Source organism: Tsuneonella sp. CC-YZS046 (assembly GCF_035581365.1).
Lineage (GTDB): Bacteria > Pseudomonadota > Alphaproteobacteria > Sphingomonadales > Sphingomonadaceae > JAWKXU01.
In genome coordinates this window covers 2,851,905-2,868,237 of record NZ_CP141590.1, presented here as the reverse complement: position 1 = coordinate 2,868,237, position 16,333 = coordinate 2,851,905, and the positions used below count along the sequence as shown (strand labels likewise).

General features: G+C 67.4%; 16 protein-coding genes. 7 read left to right on the top strand and 9 right to left on the bottom strand.

Going from position 1 to position 16,333, the window contains the following annotated elements:
- Nucleotides 1–130: 130 nt before the first annotated feature.
- Complete coding sequence (locus U8326_RS14115; protein ID WP_324740980.1) at nt 131–535, bottom strand: single-stranded DNA-binding protein; 405 nt, start codon at nt 533–535, stop codon at nt 131–133.
- Between the two features lie 675 nt (nt 536–1,210).
- Between U8326_RS14115 and U8326_RS14110 the strand changes: the two genes are divergently transcribed.
- Nucleotides 1,211–1,378 carry a hypothetical protein gene (locus U8326_RS14110; RefSeq protein ID WP_324740979.1) on the top strand — a complete coding sequence of 56 codons (168 nt, stop codon included), beginning with the start codon at nt 1,211–1,213 and terminating at the stop codon, nt 1,376–1,378.
- A gap of 55 nt (nt 1,379–1,433) precedes the next feature.
- Here the strand turns inward: U8326_RS14110 and U8326_RS14105 are convergent, their stop codons facing one another.
- The 4 genes from U8326_RS14105 to U8326_RS14090 form a co-directional block, all read right to left on the bottom strand.
- A complete protein-coding gene (locus tag U8326_RS14105; RefSeq protein ID WP_324740978.1) occupies nt 1,434–1,601 on the bottom strand; it encodes a hypothetical protein in 168 nt (55 codons plus the stop codon).
- 600 nt (nt 1,602–2,201) lie between these two features.
- Nucleotides 2,202–3,143, bottom strand: coding sequence for a DUF2493 domain-containing protein (locus U8326_RS14100; protein WP_324740976.1), 942 nt, complete (start codon nt 3,141–3,143; stop codon nt 2,202–2,204).
- Between the two features lie 351 nt (nt 3,144–3,494).
- A complete protein-coding gene (locus U8326_RS14095) occupies nt 3,495–4,559 on the bottom strand; it encodes a toprim domain-containing protein (RefSeq protein ID WP_416385488.1) in 1,065 nt (354 codons plus the stop codon).
- A complete protein-coding gene (locus tag U8326_RS14090) occupies nt 4,559–8,914 on the bottom strand; it encodes a strawberry notch-like NTP hydrolase domain-containing protein (protein WP_324740975.1) in 4,356 nt (1,451 codons plus the stop codon). Before U8326_RS14090 ends, U8326_RS14095 begins: the two co-directional genes overlap by 1 nt.
- A 168-nt stretch (nt 8,915–9,082) precedes the next feature.
- On the opposite strand from U8326_RS14090, the gene U8326_RS14085 reads away from it, so the two are divergent.
- The 5 genes from U8326_RS14085 to arsH are packed head-to-tail and all read left to right on the top strand — an operon-like array spanning nt 9,083 to nt 12,205.
- On the top strand, nt 9,083–9,415 hold the full coding sequence (locus U8326_RS14085) for an ArsR/SmtB family transcription factor (RefSeq protein WP_324740974.1): 333 nt from the start codon (nt 9,083–9,085) through the stop codon (nt 9,413–9,415).
- Nucleotides 9,416–9,426: 11 nt separating this feature from the next.
- The gene (locus tag U8326_RS14080) at nt 9,427–9,957 is read left to right on the top strand and encodes an arsenate reductase ArsC (RefSeq protein ID WP_324740973.1); all 531 of its coding nucleotides are present in this window, start codon (nt 9,427–9,429) and stop codon (nt 9,955–9,957) included.
- Nucleotides 9,954–10,379 (top strand): arsenate reductase (glutaredoxin), encoded by a 426-nt coding sequence (gene arsC / locus U8326_RS14075; protein WP_324740971.1) that lies wholly within the window; start codon nt 9,954–9,956, stop codon nt 10,377–10,379. Before U8326_RS14080 ends, arsC begins: the two co-directional genes overlap by 4 nt.
- Nucleotides 10,380–10,382: 3 nt before the next feature.
- Nucleotides 10,383–11,456 (top strand): ACR3 family arsenite efflux transporter, encoded by a 1,074-nt coding sequence (gene arsB / locus U8326_RS14070; RefSeq protein ID WP_324740970.1) that lies wholly within the window; start codon nt 10,383–10,385, stop codon nt 11,454–11,456.
- The gene (arsH, locus tag U8326_RS14065) at nt 11,453–12,205 is read left to right on the top strand and encodes an arsenical resistance protein ArsH (protein WP_324740969.1); all 753 of its coding nucleotides are present in this window, start codon (nt 11,453–11,455) and stop codon (nt 12,203–12,205) included. Before arsB ends, arsH begins: the two co-directional genes overlap by 4 nt.
- An 84-nt stretch (nt 12,206–12,289) precedes the next feature.
- Here arsH and U8326_RS14060 read toward each other — a convergent pair whose 3' ends face one another.
- The 3 genes from U8326_RS14060 to U8326_RS14050 form a co-directional block, all read right to left on the bottom strand.
- The gene (locus U8326_RS14060) at nt 12,290–13,120 is read right to left on the bottom strand and encodes a DUF7007 domain-containing protein (protein WP_324740968.1); all 831 of its coding nucleotides are present in this window, start codon (nt 13,118–13,120) and stop codon (nt 12,290–12,292) included.
- The gene (locus tag U8326_RS14055; protein ID WP_324740967.1) at nt 13,117–13,629 is read right to left on the bottom strand and encodes a hypothetical protein; all 513 of its coding nucleotides are present in this window, start codon (nt 13,627–13,629) and stop codon (nt 13,117–13,119) included. The genes U8326_RS14060 and U8326_RS14055 overlap by 4 nt, the downstream gene beginning before the upstream one ends.
- 130 nt (nt 13,630–13,759) lie before the next feature.
- Nucleotides 13,760–13,954: a hypothetical protein gene (locus tag U8326_RS14050; RefSeq protein WP_324740966.1), complete on the bottom strand. Its 195-nt coding sequence runs from the start codon at nt 13,952–13,954 to the stop codon at nt 13,760–13,762.
- A 12-nt stretch (nt 13,955–13,966) separates the two neighbouring features.
- Between U8326_RS14050 and U8326_RS14045 the strand changes: the two genes are divergently transcribed.
- Nucleotides 13,967–14,125 carry a hypothetical protein gene (locus tag U8326_RS14045; RefSeq protein WP_324740965.1) on the top strand — a complete coding sequence of 53 codons (159 nt, stop codon included), beginning with the start codon at nt 13,967–13,969 and terminating at the stop codon, nt 14,123–14,125.
- On the opposite strand, the gene U8326_RS14040 is transcribed toward U8326_RS14045, so the two are convergent.
- Nucleotides 14,104–16,260, bottom strand: a complete 2,157-nt coding sequence (locus U8326_RS14040) for a ParB/RepB/Spo0J family partition protein (protein WP_324740964.1) — start codon at nt 16,258–16,260, stop codon at nt 14,104–14,106. The genes U8326_RS14045 and U8326_RS14040 overlap by 22 nt on opposite strands.
- Nucleotides 16,261–16,333 lie beyond the last annotated feature (73 nt).

Here is a 16,333-nt window from a genome sequence, read left to right as displayed (position 1 = left end):
CTCCACAACCTTCGGGTCATTCGCTATGAAAACGACTATTATAGTCGTCTTGGGATAATCGCAACGCAGGCCGAAACGCCAACGAAAGAAGGCCCGGCGGCTTGCGCCGCCGGGCCTCTCGCGCCTCGGATCAGAACGGGATGTCGTCGTCGAGGTCGTCGTAGGCGCCGCCGCCCGTCTGAGCGGACTTGCCCCGGCTGAGGAAGTCCACCGTCTCGGCGATGATCTCACAGCCGTAGCGATCGACGCCCTGCTGGTCGGTCCACTTGGTGTAGTGGATGCGGCCGCGAACCAGCACCTTCATCCCCTTCACGCAATGGTCCCGAATGGTCTTGCCGAGGCCGTTGAAGGCGGTGATGCGGTGCCATTCGGTGTCCTGGACGCGGTAGCCGTTGTCGTCCCGAACGACCTTGCCCTCAGAGTAACGGGGGCGCGAGGTGGCGAGGGTGAAGTGGGTGATGAGGGTGCCGCCTGGTGTGGTGCGGGCTTCCGGGTCCTGGCCGATGTTGCCGGCGAGAATGACGATGTTCTGCATTTCAAGTCTCCGTTGCTTCAAGTCCGAGGGACCGTCCCTCCGACAAGACCCGGCCAAGACCGTCGGGAGGCGCTGGCATCGACGCGCAGCGGAGACCTGACCCCCAAGGTCCGAAGTGGTGCGGGCAGGCGCTTCAGCGCCAACACGGTTCGGACGCCGCGGGGGTTGCTTGCGAAAACCGAACGGGCTTAGGGGATCAGTCAGTCGGAGGGGCAGTCCGCTCGGCGAAGCGGCGCGGAGCGCTGTGCGAGAACAGAGGATCTCGCGGCGATGAGGGCGCGATCGACCCGGTAGCCGCACTTGGGCGCTCCCGTTCCCCTTCATCCTCGCCTTCGTCCTGCCGTGCCGGCAGGATCGTTCGACAGGACAGACCGCCGCGTCCGGATTCACCGATCCCGCGTTTCCGCCGAGGACGAGGCAATCCAGTGAGGTGCTGCGAAGGGATTGGGCTGGTCGCCCGCGTCCACGCCCAAGGGACCGGCCGGGACGTCGAAAGCGGCGATGGGACTATCGGCGAGTGGACGCCCAGCGGGGTGTGCGGAAGGGCGGCGGCGATGGCGGGGATCGTCGTCATATCCGATCCGGGGCGCGGGGGGCTGGCGAAGCCGGCCGCCTGGTCTTCGCTGGCTTCGCGACGGGTGATGCGCAAACCTTCCTCGGCTAAGGGAGTCGGGCATGATCCCCATCCGCAGCACCACGACCGAGAAGGGCGAGCGAAAGCGCAAGGTAGGCACGCGCAAGCCAGCGGCCTTTGCCTTGCCGCTGGACGAGCCCGATGCTGTTGCGCAGTATATGGAGAAGACGCGAGGCACGCTCGGCGCGGGCTACCGGCTCGACTGCTGACCGCGCGACGCCTTCGGCGCGCGGTCCAGCGCCGAAGGCGGGTCAAGCGCGTCGATCAACGCGCGAAGGGATCATATTCGTGAATGATGCTGGCGGCGTCTCCGTCGAACTCGCGGGATTCAACGACGCCGAACAGGTGATCGGCGATCCTGACGACGACGATGCAGGTCATCAGCGTCCGGGCGAGGTTCCAGGCATGGGACTGAGCGATTTCCAGGGACATTGATCCGGCTCCTGTCTTGCGGAGCGGGGACCATCCCCGCTCGACAGGCGCCCGAAGTGTCGGGCGGATGGCTGCAATCACCGCACAGGCGCAGCCTGACGGCCGCACGCTCGCGTAGCGGACCCTTTACGGGTTGATGGCGACAGGCCATCCGTCAGACCAAGGATTGCGCCTCAAAGAGCGGGGATGGTGCGCGCAGAGACCGGAGCTGGATGTCCCTGTCACGAAATCGCTCAGTCCCAAGCGCAACGAGAGGGATGCTGGCTGCATTGGCGGTCAGGAACGGCGCAGGGTGGACTCGTGCCGAACAGTGTCAGCGCCGCCGCCGTCCGCTGTTGCCGCGCGCCTCAATCCGGGCCTGCGACCAGCACAGCGCGGAACGCCTCGGGCAGCTTGGGCAATCGCGATCAACCTAGCCGGGGGCCATAGCGAAATCATGCCGAGCAAATCAGGAATGGGAAGGGATGTGGGAAGCCCTCTTCGCTTCGCGCACAGGATCACCGGCAACGGGCGATATACTAGAAGGGTCGGGCTTGCCTACGTCCATGTCGGGCAATCGCCGGCGGCAGGGCTTCCATCGGGTGACAGGTTTGGCGGCGCTTACGCGCCGCCACGCTGCCGGAAGTCCCAGACCTTGATGCCCATCGCCTTGGCCTTGTCGCGGATGTTGTCCTGGATGCCGGTGCCGGGAAAGACGACGAGACCCTTCGGCATCGTTTCAAGCACTTCGTCATTGCGCTTGAACGGCGCGGCCCGCTTGTGCTTGTCCCAATCGGGCTCGAAGGGGACGCTCGGGACGCCGCGATTGTCGGCCCAGAGGACGGAGATGTGCTCACCGCCGGTGCCGGTCGCGCCATGCAGCAACACCATGCCGGGGAACTTCGCCTTGATCCGGTCCAGCGTCGCGAAGATGAAATTGACGTCGTTGAACGCCGGACCCGAGGAGACCGCGATGCGGGTGCCGGGCGGCACGAGCACCTGCTTGTCGGCCCATTTGCGCGCATTGATGAAGTCGCGGCTGGAGATCACCGCCGAGGTGAGCGCCTTGCGGTTGACCTTCGAGCCGGAGCGCGGCGTCCAGGCTTTGCGGATATGGATGCGATAGTGATCGGCACAGGCGTCGCGGAAGAACTCCATCGCGTCGCGGCGCTCGATCATGGTCGCGCCCTCGCGCAGCAGCCGCTCCAGCTCGACCGACTTCACCTCGGAGCCATCCTGTTCGCGCTGGCTGCGCTTCTGGGCGAACTCGTTGTCATCAAGCTCGCGCTCGATCCGTTCACCGGCGCGCTGGAAGACGTTGGTGATGTTCCAGAGCAGGTCTTCAAGGTCGGGTTCGAGCCGCGTGTCGATCAGGCACGAGACCATCGCGTCGAAGATGTCGGCGACTGCGCCCTCGGCTGAGCGGGAGTCGGGGAGCGGGCGCTGGTCGGGCTCGTCCTCGAAGGGCCTGTATCCGTATAGGGCCATCTCCTGAAGCAGGTAGGCGGTGGGGGATTCCTCGTGCCCGGGTTCATGTTCGGGAAGCGGATTGTCGGTTGTCATGGTGACGCCTCTCATCGGTTGACCGCGCCCTTCGCGGCCTTCGCAGGCGTCGAAAGACGGCGGGCGAACCGGGCCTGCACCGCCAACCCCGCCCCTCGCGGGGTGGCGGCCAAGCGCAGCGCTGGACGGCAGGGCGGCGGCTAATTTGTTTCGCGATGCAAAGCGGCCGCTCGTGGCCGCGGCGGAAATTAGCTGCCGAACGCCGTTGCCGGGCCGGGGCGGCTGTCGTCCCGAACGCCTCTCAAGAAGGCAGCAAGGGCGCGGGCCTCTCCGATGATCGCCAGCGTCGCCGCAACCGGCAGGCCGGACCTTTCCGAACCCCGAGCCGAAGCCCCCGCCGCCTTTCCGGCCTCAGCCGGGCATGGCCAGGAAACGGCCCGCATCCTCGGGGATGAGCTGCCCGCCCAGCGCCGCCGCCATCCGCTCGGCTCCGACTAGGCGCAGATCCTCGTTGAAATCGCCGAGCATGGGCGAGAGCGGCACGACCTCGATCCCGGCCCCGGAAGCCCGCTCGGTCAGCCTCGCCAACGCAGCGTCGCCGGCCGGATCGTCGTCGCGGCCGACATAGAGGCGTCGGAGCGCGGGCGGGAACAGGACGGCTCCAAGGTGGGGCGAGGACAGAGCGGCGATCATGGGCATGGCGGGCATGACCTGACGCAGCGACAGGATGGTCTCGATGCCTTCGCCCGCCGCCATCACCGCATCCGGTCTGCCGAAGCGGACGCCGTGCCCGAGAAGGAAACCCATCGCGCGCCGAGGCGTGACCACCGGCGCCTTGGTCGATGCGTCCGGGTCGAGCCAGGTGCGATGAACGCCGGTGATCGCGCCGTCGAGATCGGTGACGGCGGCGATCATGGCAGGCCATACGCGACGTGTTCCGGCCAAGTCCTTCCGCGACGGGGTGTAGTAGCAGCGCGGGTGGAAGCGGAGCGGATCGTCCACCCGCAGGGCCGTGATCGCGCGTCCCCGCAGATAGGCTTGAACGACCGATCCCCGGACAGGCCCGGACGCGGCGAACAGGCGCTTGGCGGCTTGCGGCGAGCCGGTGGGCGCTTGCGGCTCACGCGCATGGCGTGGACCATCGGTGCAAGGCTCGGGATTCGGTAGGCTGAGGAAGCTCCGGGCCTCGTCCAGCGTGTCGCGGAGCTGCGAATGGCCGCGGGCGAGCGCGATGATGTCGAGCAGGTCGCCATGCTCGCCGGTCGCGGCGTCAGTCCATTTGCCGGCAGCGCCCCGGCCATCCTCCGAGCCGGACAATCGCACATAGAGGCTGCGGCCCGGCGTGTTGTGGGCATCGCCAACCAGCCAATAGCGGCCTTCGCGATGCCCCTTCGACAGGTAATGACGGCAAACCGCCTCGGCCCGATCGCCGAGACGGTTCGCCAGTTCGCCTGCCTGATCCGACAGCCGGCCCATCACGCGGCCGCCCGGTCGGCGATGCGCGTCAGCGGCCACCGTTTCATCAGGCGCTCCAGCACCGCGACGCCCGCCGCATCGACGGGGACGAACATGCGCAGCGTCCACGAGATGATCTCGTGGAACAGGCCATAGGCGGTCAGCCGCTCGCGCATGGCGTCGGTGAAGCCGGTCAGCTCGATCCGGTAGGCGTTCATCACGCGCACACGGCGGAGCTGGAGACCTTCAGCCAGGTCGAGCACGGTGCGCCCGTCCATCAGCGCAGCGAAGGCCGCCTGCGGATCGAGACGCGGGCCGTCGTCGTTGGCGGTTGCCGTCGCGACCCAGGCCGGCGAGACCCGGCGGCCGATGATCCGCTCGCCATCATCGGTCTGGAGCCGATAGACGCGGGTGGACTCGTTCGGCAGCCGCTTCCAGATGGGCAGCAAGAGGCCGGTGACGATGTGCATGGTGCTGGTGGCGAACTCCGGCACCTCGGCCAACTCCGCCTCCCACGCGCGGGCGAAGTCCGCCCGGCTCGCTTCGTGCCATTGCGTCTGCGCCATTGCCTCCAGCGGCATCGGCGTCGATTCCATCGGCCGGACCAGCCGCACGCGGCGCTCGACGCTGCCGTCGTCGAGCAACATCCCCTTCGTCGGTATCTGCACGGCGGCGCGGCCGGATTGGGCGTTGACCAGCAGGACCGCACGCGGGTCCGAAAGATGGTCGAGCGCCTTCGCCAGCGTGAGCGGCCGATTGCGGTCCTTGCGTTCGATCGTCAGCAACCTCGTCTCCGCCGTGGTGCCGGGATGAGCATAGATGGTGCTGCGCTCGGCAATCGTGAAGCTTTCGGCCTGGAGCGTCTCCAGCCCCAGCTCGTAGGTTCCCGAAGCGACGGCCCCCTCGATGCGGGCGGTCAGCAAGTCCTCGAACGCCGTGAACAGGACGTTCTGCAAGTCGATGGCGAGCGCCAGCATCCGGTTGAGGAAGGTCGTGATCGGCGGCAACTCGTCCTTGAGGCCGGTGTCGTCGCGCAAGCTGAGACCCGTCGCCTCCTCGAAGGCGAGCAGCGAGCAGCCCTCGACCTTGCCCGCGTAGAGCAGCCGGTAGAGCTGGCGCAGCGCGTCGCGCGCATATTGCGATTCCAGATTGTCTTCCGGCCGGAACAGTCCCTGGCCGCCGGTCTGGCGCTGGCCGCGCGTGATCGCGCCCAGCGTGTCGAGCCGGCGCGCGATGGTCGAGATGAACCGCTTCTGCGCCTTCACATCGGTCGTCACCGGCCGGAACAGCGGCGGCTGCTTCTGATTGGTCCGGTTGGTGCGGCCGAAGCCCTGGATGGCATTGTCGGCCTTCCAGCCCGCCTCCAGCAGATAATGGACGCGCAGCCGTTGGTTCCTCGCGCCGAGGTCGGCGTGATAGCTGCGGCCGGTCCCGCCCGCATCGGAGAAGATGAGGATGCGCTTGGCGTCGCTCTGGAAGGCGTCGGTTTCGCCGACATTGGCCGAGCCCGGCCGGCTCTCGACCACATAGCGGTCGATGCCGTCCGAGCCGCGCCGCCTGACGATCCGGCGCGAACGCCCCGTCACCTCGGCGACCACATCGGTCCCGAAGTGATGGATGATCTGGTCGAGCGCGGCCGGCACCGGCGCCAGCGAGGCCAGGCGCTCGATCAGCCGGTCGCGGCGCTCGGCGGCTTCGCGGGATTCGACGGGATTGCCGTCCGCGTCGGTGACGGGCCGCGAGGACAGGTTGCCCTCGCTGTCCGTGAACGGCTCGTAGAGCTGCACCGGGAAGCTATGTTCGAGATACGATAGGACGTATTCGCGGGGCGTCACGTCCACGCGCACGTCGTCCCATTCCTCGGTCGGGATGTCTGCGAGACGGCGTTCCATCAGCGCCTCGCCGGTCGAGACGATCTGGACGACGGCGCTATGGCCGGCCGCCAGGTCGCGCTCGATGCTGGCGATCATCGAAGGCGTCTGCATCGCCGTGATGAGGTGATTGAAGAACCGCTGCTTGGCGGACTCGAAGGCGCTGCGCGCCGCCGACTTGGCCTGGGCGTTGAGCGTGCCGGTCGCGCCGGTGATGTTCGCGGCCTTCATCGCCGCATCCAGATTGTTGTGAATGATCTGGAAGGCGCCCGCGTAGGCGTCGTAGATGCCGATCTGCGCGGGGGTCAGCGCATGTTCGAGCATCTCGTATTCCACGCCGTCGAAGGACAGCGAGCGGGCCGAATAGAGGCCGAGCGCCTTCAAGTCGCGCGCCAGCACCTCCATCGCCGCAACGCCGCCGTCCTCGATCGCCGCGATGAACTCGCTGCGCGTGGTGAACGGAAAGTCCTCGCCGCCCCACAGGCCGAGCCGTTGGGCGTAGGCGAGATTTTGCACGGTGGTCGCGCCGGTCGCGGAGACATAGACGATGCGCGCATCGGGCAGCGCGTGCTGGAGCCGAAGCCCCGCGCGGCCCTGCTGCGAGGGCGCCTGCTCGCCGCGCTCGCTGGTGCTGCCGGCCGCGTTCGCCATCGCGTGCGCCTCGTCGAACACGATCACGCCGTCGAAGTCGGCGCCGAGCCACTCGACGATCTGCTGCACGCGGCTCGCCTTTTCACCGCGCTCCTGCGACCGCAGCGTGGCGTAGGTGGTGAACAGCACGCCCTCGTCCAGCGTGATCGCCGTGCCCTGCCGGAAGCGGGAAAGCGGCGTCACCAAGAGGCGCTCCTGGCCGAGCGCTTCCCAATCGCGCATGGCGTCCTGGTGCAGGGTCTCGGAACGGCTGATCCAGACCGCGCGGCGGCGGCCTTTCAGCCAGTTGTCGAGGATGATGCCCGCGACCTGGCGGCCCTTGCCCGCGCCGGTGCCGTCACCGAGGAACCAGCCGCGGCGGAAGCGCACGGCCTTCTCAGCGTCATCCGGCGCGGCGGTGACGACATCCCAGGTGTCATCGACGGTCCATGCCCCGGCGAGCTGGCCGCTATGGGCCTCGCCCGCGAGGATCACGGATTCGAGCTGGGCGTCCGACAGGATGCTGTCGGCGACGAGGCTGGCCGGCAGCATCGGCCGATAGCTCGGCTTGGGCGGCGAGACCGAGGCCATCGCCGCCGACTGGACCAGCGGCGTCGGATGCGGCTTCGCGCCGTCGATGCGCAGTGACTGGAGCGCATAGGGCTCGTAGATCGCATCGGTCAGGCGGCCCGCTTCGGCCGGCATCCAGTCGATCGCCTCATAGGCCAGCTCCGCCGCCTCGGGTAGATCGACGCGCGCAGGCGCTGGTGCGGGTGCGGCGCGACGACGGGGCGCGGGCGCAGCGGCCATCGCCCGCATGGCGACCGGCATGGCGGGCGGCGGCATGTCGGGGCCGGACCCGCGCGGCGGCACATGGCCCTGCACCCAGCCGAGCAAGGTCGCGGTGTCGGGCGCGACGCCCGGTGAGGCCGGGAAGCGGCGAGGATCGTCGGCGGGAACGCGCTCGAGAACGGTCAGGCGCGTATCGATGGTCGTGCCGTGCTTGGCATAGACCCGGCCGTCGATCGCCGCCGAGAACAGGATGCGGCCGCGCTCCTGAAGCTGGGCGAAGGCGTCGGCCCAGGCGGGATTGTCGGGCGTGCAGCTCGCGCCGGTGATCGCGACCAGGCGGCCGCCCTCGGCGAGCCGGGCCAGCGCCGAGCCGATATGGCGCAGCGCCGCGTCCTTCATCGTCCGATCGACATGGGCGACGGCCGAGAAAGGCGGGTTCATCACCACCACGCTCGGCGCGATGTCCGGGCGCAGATAGTCGTGGATGTGCGCGGCGTCGTGGCGCGTGATCGCGCAATCGCCGAACAGGCCGCCGAGCATCTCGGCGCGGATCTCGGCCAGTTCGTTGAGAACCAGGCTGGCCCCTCGCGTCTCAGCCTGGACCGCGAGCAGCCCGGTGCCGGCGGAGGGTTCGAGCACCAGCTCGCCCGGCCGGATCGCGGCCGCGACGGTGGCGACGAAGCCCAGCCCGGCCGGCGTCGAGAATTGCTGGAACGCCTGAGAAGTCTCCGACCGGCGCGTATGGGTGGGGAGCAGCGCCGCCACCTTCTCGATCATCGCCAGCGCGGCGACCGGCGAAGCGGATTTGCGGAGGATCGTGCCGCCGTATTTGCGCAGGAACAGAACCTGCGCCGCTTCGCAGGCGTCGTAGGCGGTTTTCCAGTCCCATGCGCCATCGGCGTCAGAACCGCCAAACGCGGTCTCCATCGCGGAGCGCAGGGCGCGTGCGTCGATCGCGCGGCCCCGTTCAAGATCGGGCAGGATCAGCGCGGCGGCGGCAAGGATGGACCGGGCGGTCGCGGCGAAACCGGGCGCGACGGGAAACGGCGCCGCCGAACGGGCAGCGGGTGCAGCAAGAGTCATGGCGAATGTCCTGAGGAGAGCCGGGAAGGAACGGGCCGCCGGACGCTCTCTCTCGATCCGGCCGACCCGCCCGCTTCCGGCCCGCCTCTCACTCTCTCATGATGCGGCGTGTCCGTTCAGACGCTGGAATCCCATGGCATTGCCCGAAATATCTGTTATTCTGGATATATGGAATCTGATTCGACCATTCTTGCCTTGGGCGCGCTCGCGCAGACGACGCGCCTTGATACTTTCCGCCTGCTGGTGCGGCACGAGCCGGATGGGCTGCCGGCCGGCGAGATCGCGCGCCGGCTCGACGTGCCGCAGAACACCATGTCCGCGCATCTCGGCATCCTGTCGCGCGCTGGGCTGGTGAAGTCCGAACGGCAAAGCCGGTCGATCATCTACCGCGCCGACCTCGATACGCTGCGCGCGCTCACTCTCTATCTCGTCAAGGACTGCTGCGCAGGGAAGCCGGAACTGTGCGCGCCGCTCGTCGCCGAACTTCTCCCCTGCTGCTGAAGGAGACCGTTATGTCCACCGATCGCGTGTTCAATGTCCTGTTCCTCTGCACCGGCAATTCGGCGCGCTCGATCCTCGCCGAAAGCGCGCTTAACAAGCTGGGCGAAGGTCGCCTCCGCGGCTTCTCGGCCGGCAGTTTCCCCAAGGGCCAGGTCAATCCGGTCGCACTGCGGCTACTGGAGCGGATCGGCTATCCGACTGAAGGGCTGCGCTCGAAAAGCTGGGAGGAGTTTTCCCGTCTCGATGCGCCGCACATGGATTTCGTGTTCACCGTCTGCGACGACGCAGCCGGTGAGACATGCCCCGTATGGCCCGGTCATCCGATGACCGCCCATTGGGGCATCGAAGATCCAAGCCATGCCGAAGGAACGGAGATCGAGCGCGAGCGCGCCTTCGTGACGGCGCTGCGTTATCTGGAAAACCGGATCAAGCTGTTCCTCGCGCTGCCCATCGAAACCCTCGAAGCCAAGGCGCTCGGCGTGAACCTGCGCGAGATCGGCCATGCCGAAGGCTCGACTGCAAAGCGCGGAGACGCCGCGTGACCGACATCATCATCTATCACAACCCCGAGTGCGGCACCTCGCGCAACGTGCTGGGCCTGATCCGCAACGCCGGCATCGAGCCCACGATCATCGAATATCTGCAAACGCCGCCCTCGCGCGACAAGCTGGTCGCGTTGATGGCGGCCGCCGGCCTTTCTCCGCGCGATGTGCTGCGCATCAAAGGCACGATCTATGAAGGGCTGCGCGACGATGACCCGGTGCTGGGCGACGAAGCCCTGCTCGACGCGATGATGAAGCATCCGATCCTCATCAACCGGCCGCTGGTCGAAACGCCGCTGGGCGTGCGCCTTTGCCGCCCGTCCGAAGTCGTGCTCGATATCCTGCCGAAGCCCCAGCTAGGCGCTTTCGCCAAGGAGGACGGGCACCAAGTCGTCGATGAAACCGGCGTGCGGCTGGTCTGAGGCATGGCGACCGGTCCCGCCAGCACCGCACCGGCCCGTCCCGGCATCTCCTTCTTCGAGCGTTATCTGAGCCTGTGGGTGGCACTCTGCATCGTCGTCGGCATCGCGCTCGGCCATGCGCTGCCCGGCCTGTTCAGCGCGATCGCGTCGGCCGAAGTCGCGCGGGTCAATCTCGTGGTCGCGGTGCTGATCTGGCTGATGATCGTGCCGATGCTGCTCAAGATCGACTTGGGTGCCTTGGGATCGGTGCGCCAGCACTGGAAAGGCGTCGGCGTTACCCTATTCATCAATTGGGCGGTCAAGCCTTTCTCGATGGCGCTGCTGGGCACATTCTTCCTCGGCTGGCTGTTTGCGCCGCTGCTCCCCGAAGGCGAAGGCCCGTCCTATATCGCCGGGCTGATCCTGCTTGCCGCCGCGCCCTGCACGGCGATGGTGTTCGTCTGGTCGAATCTGTGCGACGGCGAGCCCAATTTCACGCTGAGCCAGGTGGCGCTGAACGACCTCATCATGGTGTTCGCCTTCGCGCCGCTGGTCGGCCTGCTGCTCGGCGTCGCTGTGGTGACGGTGCCGTGGGATACGCTGCTGCTGTCAGTTGGCCTCTATATCGTCGTGCCGGTGATCGTCGCGCAAATCCTCCGGCGCGCTGTGCTGGCATCGGGCGGACAGGCTTCACTCGACCGGCTGCTCGCCCATCTCGGTCCGATCTCGCTGGTCGCTTTGCTGTCAACGCTGGTGCTCCTGTTCGGCTTCCAGGGCGAGGCGATCATAGCGCAGCCGCTGGTGATCGCGCTGATCGCCGTGCCGATACTGGTGCAGGTCTATTTCAACGCGGGGCTGGCCTATTGGCTGAGCCGCCGGTTCGGCGTCGCCTGGTGCGTCGCGGCACCGGCCGCGCTGATAGGCGCATCCAATTTTTTCGAGCTGGCCGTGGCGGCGGCAATCAGCCTGTTCGGCCTCAAGTCCGGTGCGGCGCTCGCCACGGTGGTCGGTGTGCTGGTCGAGGTGCCGGTGATGCTCTCGGTCGTGGCGATCGTGAAGCGCACGCGCGGCTGGTATGAGAAGGGGGCGGCCGCTTGACTCGTATCCGAGATCTTCCCGAGCCGGGCCATCTGCCCGCGCTCGATCGTCGCTATGTGCATGAGCAGCCCGCGCTCGGCCTTGGCGCGGGCGATTCGCCGCCGCGCATCCTGCTGCTCTATGGGTCGTTGCGCGAGCGGTCCTTCTCGCGCTTCGCGGTCGAGGAAGCTGCGCGGCTGCTCCAGTTCTTCGGCGCTGAGACGCGCATCTTCGATCCGTTTGATCTGCCGTTGCCCGATCAGGTGAAGGACGACGATCATTCCGCCATCCATGAGTTGCGCAACCATGCTCTGTGGTCCGAAGGCATGGTGTGGTGCAGCCCGGAGCGCCACGGCCAGATCAGCAGCATCATGAAAGCGCAGATCGACCATCTGCCGCTGGAGATGAGGGGGCTGCGCCCGACCCAGGGCCGCACGCTGGCGGTGATGCAGGTGTCAGGCGGTTCGCAGTCGTTCAATGCGGTCAACACCCTGCGCCTGCTCGGGCGCTGGATGCGTATGTTCACCATTCCCAACCAGTCGAGCGTGGCGATGGCCTATAAGGAGTTCGATGAGATGGGGCGTATGAAGCCGTCGAGCTACTATGACCGCATCGTCGATGTAATGGAGGAGTTGGTCCGGTTCACAGTGCTGCTGCGCCCGCACGCCGCGCAGCTTGTCAATCGCTATTCCGAGCGCAAAGCGGCGGGCGTCGTGGTCGATTCGGCCAACGATCTTTCGGCCATCGCTATCCGGCAGAGTCGAAGTTGACGATTGCGAACGGGGTGCGCCTCTACATGCCAGCACAATAAGAACCCGTCCCTGGCCGAGGCGCAGGGACGGGCTATGTGAAGATCAGGCGTCAGGAGCGGTTGGCAGCTCCCAGGTTTCGTGCCGGGTCTCGTCGATCATGAAGCCATGCGGGCCGGAGCGATACTCGGCCTTGGGGACGAGAAACCCGCGATATGGCCGCCAGTCACGTTTCCCGCCGAGCGTCGCGACGCACTTCACGAAACCCGGCGCACTCCCCGACATGCTGGCGGATATGACGATCCAATCCTGCGCATGGGCCTCCTCGAACAGGCGGCGATCGTTCGAGAAGGATTCGCCCGGTGCGAGGGACCGGCCGTGGACGGCTTCCCAGCGGTCGGGGAAGGTGTCGCGCAGCGTCTTCTCGGCGATGCGCCGCTCATAGGCCGTGAACAGCTCGGGAAAGCCGAACGCGACCATCGCCCAATCGCAGTCCTCCTCATACCAGCCAGGTTCGATGCGTAGCGCGGCGGGCATGGCCGCGTTACGGGCTTCATCGAGGTTGAAGCCGCCGTGTCCGGCGGTGTGGTGGAAGACGACGCCCTCGGCATAGACCACGCCGCCCTGCGATCCGCCCCAAGGTGTCCAGAGGTCGGAAGGTTGGTGCTGTCGATCGAGCGCGGTCTTCTCACGCTGATGGTGGGCCTGCTCCTCGACGTGAACCCGGAACTCCGTCTCGCCGTCGATGGCGGAACCGAACCCGTAGAAGTCGTCCCGACGCCACTCGGCGATTGGGCGATTGATGCGCCAAGCCGTTGCGAGGCGGAAACCGTCCCCGACTGGAAGGGCGAGATAGGCATTGTCACCGACCAGCGCCGCCAGATGCTCATCGGCGGTGCGGCCATAGACGGCCTGGATGGGAGCGGCCGCGTTCATACCGCCCTCCCGATCGGTGCGGCGCTGGCTTCATCTTCGCCGACGATCTCGGCGATGGGATCGCAATAGCGGTTCTTCGCCATCCATGCCTCCGCCTCGGCCATGTCGGACGTGAGGCGATGCAGCTCGACCCGGCCGTCACGTCGCGAGAGCGCGCGCACCATGCCGGGTGCAGGACGTTCGACAATCTCGAAGCGTAGATCGGTCGTGGCCGGAAAGCCCCGGTTCACGACCATGACGATCGTTCCGGCCGAGCCATAGTTGGCAAGGTGAAGGGTGAAGGTCGCTGGGAACGGGGAGCCGCCCAGCGTTCGAGCTTCCGTCGTCTGGACGAGGCGGCCGGTATCGTTGCGGTTCTTCCACGCCGACAGCTTGCGCCGAAAGCGTTCGGGCGGTCGCAGCGTGCCGTCGAAAAAGCGCAGCAACGTGCCGAGCGGGACGGCAGCGACGACGGCATGGCCATCGAGAACGGCCGAAGCGGCTGCGGACGGATTGAGAATTGCGGTCATGGGGTATCTCCGGGAGAGCGGGGAAGGAGCGAGCCGTCCGACGCTCTCTCTCAATCCGGCCGGCTCACCCGGCCCCGGCCTTCCTCGGGCTCTGGCCGCCGGCCCCGTCATGGGACCGACGGCGCGCGGTTCAGTCGGTGAGCTTACCGGCAGCGATGTCGGCGATCCATTCGGCGGCCTCGTCGAAATCGGCGTCGCCGTCTTTGACCTGCCGCGCCAGCGCGACGGCGCCCGAGCGGCCGAGCTGCCCGAGGCGCTGAATGGCGGCGAGCAGGACGGGCGCGAGCGTCTCGGCGTCCGCCAGTGCGATGTCGTCGATCTTCATGGGGATTCTCCTATGTCGAGGGTGGAAGCTGCCCGGCCGGAAGTGGCCCGGCGGCCATACGAAAAGGCCCGGCGCTCGGCCGGGCCGTTGGGCGGCATCGTGAAGAAAAAGGGGGCGGAGCGGCCGAAACCACCCCGCCCCGAGCGCGACTATTCCGCCGCGATGGCGTAGGCCGAGTCCTCGCCTTCGCCGTCCTCCCCGAGGAACGCCGGGAGCGCCTCGGCCTCCTCGCCGTCAACCGACGTGTCGGCGATCGGCAGGACGGGTTCGACGTCCGGCATCCGCAGCGGCTCGGGAAGCCAGCCGGAATCGGCCAGCAGCCGCTCGGCTTCGCGGGCCATGTCGCCCTTCTTGAGATGGTCGATCAGCCCGGCCTTCTGCGGCTCCGTGCCCTCGGCGACGGCTTCGAGGATGCGGGGCTTGGTGACGCGGCCGAGATAATTCTCGTAGGTCGGCCGCCAGCCGGTCGCCGCCATGTCGAACCCGATGGCTCGGGCCAGGACATTGGCGTGCTCGATCCGGCGCGCGACGCCATGCGCCGAGACGCGGCCGCCGCCATGCTTGGCGACCGGCTCCCATTGCGCGTTCACCGCATAGGCCGCGCAATGGGCGAACAGCGCCGCCTGGTCGGCGCCGTCGAGCTGTTGGATCGCATCCCAGGCATCCTTGTCGGACTTGGGAAGCCGCGCCTTCCAACCGGCGTGACGCTCCTCCATCGCCTTCACCGCCGCGCTTTCCCGAAGGCCCGGCGCCTGGAACGGGAAAGAGACGCGGCTGACCGACAGCTCCAGGCAGGTCTCCGTGCGCACCTGATAGAAGGTGGTGAGCACCATCGCGTGCAGCACGGCGGCGAAGGCCACCGAGGGGTTCTGCGCGAAGGCGTCCTGCAGGGCGACCGTCCGGGATGCGGTCAGCTCGGCCACCAGCCTGTCCGGCAGCGGCTTGATGACCTCATCGTCGTCATCGTCGCTGTCGGCGGCGACCGGCGTGGAAACGGCCGCGCCATCGGGGTTCGCCACGTCCGTCCGAGCCGCGAGGTCCGCGGGTTCATCGCCGAACGGCTCGACCATCGCGTCGGCCTCGTCGTCGGAGGCTTCGACGATTTCGTCCTCGGGCTCATCCTCCGGCCGCACATAGCCGCGGTCGATATAGAGCGTGCCGTCGGCTTCGAGACCGACGAACACGCCGGCGCGGGCCTGCTCCTCGGGATCGTAGGTGAAGCGGCCGCGCGACAACGTGGCCAGTTCGACGTCGATGGCGGTGACGCGGGCATCGACCTCGGCCGGGACATCGCCTTTGCCAGCCCATTGGTCTTCAAGGGCGTCCGCTTCGGCGCGAAGCTCGGCGATGCGGGCTTCGTCCGCTTCGGTCGGCGGCTCGCGGATGGCGTCGATCTCGCGGCAGTCCCCGCCGTAGCCATAGGGCAGGTCGATCAGCGCCTCGACCCACTTCCAGCCCTCGGCCTTGATCGCCTCCGCGTCGGTGTCGAGCTTTTCGGCGACCAGGCGGTCGAGCAAGGCGGGATCGGACACCCAGCCGCCATCATCGGGCTCGAACAGGTCGCGCGTCGGCGCGGTGCCACCGGCCGCGAGATAGGCGTCGAGCCCGACGAACAGGACACGCCTGTCGGACACCGGCACCATGTCCTCGGTCAGCTTGTCGCGGATGAAGCCGGGCGACTTATTGACGCTGTGGTCGAGCTGCTTCCAGAGCTGCTCCTGGCGCTTGTGGTCCTCGCTGACCGTGAAGGCCATGAGGTGATCGAGCGTCATGTCGCCGGCCGCATAGACATCGTGCAGCTTGGGCGAGACCGAGGCGAGCTTCAGGCGTTGGCTGACGACGGCCGGCGTAACGCGGAAATGTGCGGCGATGGCCTGCTCGCGCTCGCCCTTGTCGTGAAGAAGCTTCATGCCCCGGAACTCGTCGAGAGGGTGAAGCGGTTCGCGATGGCTGTTCTCGGCGAGCGAGTCTTCTTCGGCCAGGATCGGATCGGTGGCGGACTTGACGACGCAAGGCACCGGGACAGTCTTGTCCATGCGCTTGCGCTTCACGAGGATCGCCAGCGCGCAATAACGGCGGCCGCCAGCAGGGATGCCGAACCGGCCGGTCTCCTCGCCGTCGTCGTCGATTTCGGGTCGGACGTTGAGGCCATGCAGCAGGCCGCGCCGTTCGATGTCGTCAGCGAGGTCTTCGATCGTCACGCCGTTCTTCACGCGGCGGACATTGGATTGGGACAGAAACAGCTTGTCGAAGGGAATGTCCCGCGACGGGCTGAGGACGATCTTGGGGGTGGCGGCTTTCGCCATGTCGGTTACTCCATGACGGACCGCCGTGAGACACTCTCTCGGCTATCGAGCCCGTCACGAAACCGAAGGCCAC